This is a genomic window from Streptomyces sp. NPDC090106, assembly GCF_044747265.1.
GTDB lineage: Bacteria > Actinomycetota > Actinomycetes > Streptomycetales > Streptomycetaceae > Streptomyces.
Window position 1 is genome coordinate 1 of record NZ_JBIVDS010000043.1, and the last position, 3,632, is coordinate 3,632.

The window sequence follows — 3,632 nt, forward strand, 5'->3', positions numbered from 1 at the left end:
GCCAGGGCGTGCGGGAGCAGGACCTGCCAAGCCGGCCAGAACCGCGGCTCACTGGCGTCGCCGGGGTGGGCTGCGGTGAGGAGTGCTTCGGTGTCGGTGGTGGCGGTGTGGTGCTGGTCGGGGGTGAGCTGGTCGGTGAGGACGGCCTGGGTGAGACGGTGCAGCTGCACCGTGCCGTCCTGGACCCTGGCCAGGCCGTGCCGGGCGATGGACTGCAACGCGGCACCCGCCGCCAACCGCGACACCAGCACGCCGGCCAGGAGCGTAGATGCCTGGTCGGGCAGGCGGCGGGCGCAGGAGGTGAGGGGGAAGGGCTCGGGCGCAAGAAGCGCGAGTGCCAACAGGAGGGTGTGTGCGCCGGGATCGTCCCGGTGGAGATGGGCGGCGGTGAGCTGGACCTGTGCGGCCAGTGACACTGGGTAGTGCGCGGGCGGGCGGCCTGCGGCGAGGACCGCGGCCGTGTTCGCGGCCAGTTCCTCCTTCAGGTCCGCAGCCGACAGGCCACCCGTCAGCAGGGCTGCCGCCTGGGCGAGGGCGAGGGGCAGGTCCTCCAGCGCGGCGGCGATGTGGTCGGCGTCCGCGTCGCTCAACTGCGCGCCCTGCGCGCGCAGCAGGGCTACGGATTCGGTGCGGGAAAGGGTGTCGACGTCGAGGGGAACGGCGTGGCTGTTCCAGTGCGGATTGCGGGAGGTGATCAGAACATGCCCGGGGCCGCCGGGCAGGAACGCGGCGAGGGTGGTGGGGTCTTCGGCGTTGTCGAACACCAGGAGCCAGCGTGAGCGCTCCCCCAGATCGGCCAGCAGCAATTCGACCGCCGCAGCCGGTGGGGTGCCGGTCGGGACAATGCCAGTGCGGGCGGCGAGTTGGGCGAGCTGTTCAGGGATGAGAGTGGGATCTTCGGACGCGATCCACCAGGCGATCTCGTACTCCCCCGCGAACCGATAGACGTACTCGATCGCGAGCTGGGTCTTACCGACCCCGCCGCGGCCGTGCAGAGCCTGCACGGCAACCCGTCGGCCGGACGCGAGCGCCTCGCGCAGATGCACCAGTATGCTGTCGCGGCCGGTGAAGGCGGCGTTGCGGGCCGGGAGGTTCCGGACACGTGGCAGGCTGCCGGGCAGGCGGGGGCCGGTGGCGCCGAGCCGGGACAGAGTACCGCCCGGGCCGGGGAAGGGCGGCTCCGCATCCGGACCACCTGACGGCCCCTTCACCGCGGCCAGGAGCGCTTCACGTGCCTGGGCAGCGTTCCGGTCGAAGAGGTCCTGGCTCGCGATGGCACGCAGGATGGCCGGGGGGACGACGTCCGCGACACGGACCGGGGTGACCTTCTCCTTCATGGCCAGCATCGCGGTCCATTCCGGAGTCGTATACCGGTCCGGCTCGAAATAGGCCGGGGAGAACAAGGCAAGGAACCGGCCCCGCTCCAGCGCCGCATTCATCTTCAGAATGAAGTTGTCGCCCGCACCCCAACTCCAGTAATCCAACTCGACCTGAAAACCGGCGTCCAGGAGATGCCAGCCCACCCACTCCGCCCACGCACGATCCGCACCCGCATAACTGACAAACCACGGGTACTCCGACACACCATCAGCACCGTCGCCAGATGTCTCGCTCGCACTCATCCCAGTCCCCCGCAACCGCACTCCCCCAACCGAACCAACCAGCCTAGAGCCACAACAGCCGCACCGTCCCGGACTTCACCCGGCAGGTGGGAACAGCCACCCCACTACAGCCGACCCACCCCACACCAGCCGGAAAACAGCAGCCCCTTGGTCACCTCATGACAGCGAGCCCGCCCACAACGATCCCCATGACCAGGCACCCACCGCTCTGTCCCGCTGACGCCCATCCAATGCCACCAACGCGCCCACTCACAGCAGCGCTCAAGAACTTCGCGGAACGCGAGCTTCACGCCCGCGTCCCCTACGAACACCGGGAGAAAATGTTTCCGCTGGGCACATGGGTGTCAGAACAACGACGGGCTTACGGGGCGGGACAGATGACCGGCAAGCGCGCCGCGCGGCTGGAGAAGCTGGGCATGGTCTGGTCGGTCGCGGATGAGCGGTTCCAGGAGAACCTGGCGGCGGCCCGGGTGTACTTCGAGGAACACTGGACGCTTTGTGCTCCCCGGTCCGCATCGGCGCTGGACAAGCCGGTAGGGCAATGGCTCTCCAATTTGCGGCGGCCGGGTGCGCTCGCCGACAAGCCGGAGTGGGAAGCCGCGCTCCTGGCGGTCGATGAGGACTGGAACCCGGAGTGGCCAGCGGAGTGGCAGAGGCACTACGCCGCGCTGCGCGAGCTACTGCGTGACGAGGACGACCCGGCGGGGGTCCTGCCGGGGTTCACGGTCCACGGGATGGACGTGGGCAAGTGGCTGGCCCGGCAGCGGAAACCCGAGGTCTGGGATGCCCTGGCTGATGGGGAACGCGAGCGCCTGGAGGCCGTCGGTGTCACCCCGCTCCCCGCGGCTGCGGCCCCGGCGGAGGCGGACGTGCCCGTGGAGCCGTCCACGGCGCCCGTGAGCGCCTTCGAGAAGGGCGTTGCGGCCCTCGCAGTACAAGGCCCGCACGGGCTCTGTGACGGTCCCCAGGGCCCACGTAGAGCAATTGGAGGATGGGACTGAGGTCCGGCTTGTACGCCACAGGTCCGAACGGTCTGCGGTGCTCTCGTAGGGGCGCTGGTAGAGGAAGGCGCTGAGCGCCTGGTCGAAGTTCAGGAAGGAAGGGCCGTCGCCGACCAGGAGGTGGCGGCCGGGCTGGGGAGTGTTGGTGTCCCGGCTGATGGTCCACTCTGTGCGCGGCCACGGCGTGGTCACCCGGCCCCACTCTTCCTGGCCGCGCAGCCGAGAGGTGGAGGCCCTGGAGAACGGCGGCCTCGGGGAGACGACTTGGAGGCCGTGGACGTCCTGGTCGTCACCGCGCAGCAGCGCGGCGGCCGTCGGGCCGGGCAGGGGCAGTTCCAGGAATACAGCCGTGCTGTAGCGCCAGGTCCGCTCCGTCACCGGGGTGTCGTCGTCCAAGGTGACCTGGCCATGGTGCAGTTGCCACTGTTGATCGTGCGGAACCAGTGCCAGCCGGACGTTCACGGTGGTGCACTTGCTGAGCATGGCCACCAGTTCGGCCGTGTCCGTCTGCCCATTGTTCGCCATGCCCGGCTTCCCTCTCCCCGTAGCGCGTGGAGTGCCGGACCAGACGCATCGTCACGGCCCGTGCTCCCGAGCAGGCTACGCCGGGGGTACTGAGCGGGAGAACAAGTGCCTGCTGCCTCAGCGCAGGTGGTGGCCGAGCAGCGCGATGCCGGCGGCCGCGGCGCTGCGTTGCCCACTTGTGTAGGTTCAATTCCGTGCGTTCGAGACGACGATTGAGATACTGCCTTCCCTTTGAGACTGGGAGGCCTGGTTGATCATCTTTGATACGAACGCGGTGAACCTTCTGTCACCTGATGGCGCGCGTGCCGACATCATCCGCAAGCTGCGGCAATCGGGACATCACAGGGTGGCCGTGCCGTGGATGGTGCTCGAGGAAATGGCCGCCCATAAGAGGTCCTAACAAAGGCGCTGCACATGCCGGTAGGTGATGAGGCAAGTGGCGAGGCCGAGGAAGGCCTCGTGGATGTCGTCGCGCCGTTCCCAG

2 protein-coding genes are annotated in these 3,632 nt (G+C 68.8%); one reads left to right on the plus strand and one right to left on the minus strand.

The window, feature by feature from the left end; all coding sequences use genetic code 11:
- The coding region (gene fxsT, locus ACIPSE_RS47185) for an FxSxx-COOH system tetratricopeptide repeat protein (protein ID WP_401676381.1) at nt 1–1,523 on the minus strand (1,523 nt) is incomplete at its 3' end.
- A 329-nt stretch (nt 1,524–1,852) separates the two neighbouring features.
- On the opposite strand from fxsT, the gene ACIPSE_RS47190 reads away from it, so the two are divergent.
- Entirely contained in the window at nt 1,853–2,623 is a 771-nt protein-coding gene (locus tag ACIPSE_RS47190) for a helicase associated domain-containing protein (RefSeq protein ID WP_401676382.1), read from the plus strand.
- Nucleotides 2,624–3,632 lie beyond the last annotated feature (1,009 nt).

Excerpts from the sequence above, each read along its gene's own strand:
- ACIPSE_RS47190 (WP_401676382.1), top strand. The coding sequence starts at position 1,853 with ATGCCACCAACGCGCCCACTCACAGCAGCGCTCAAGAACTTCGCGGAA.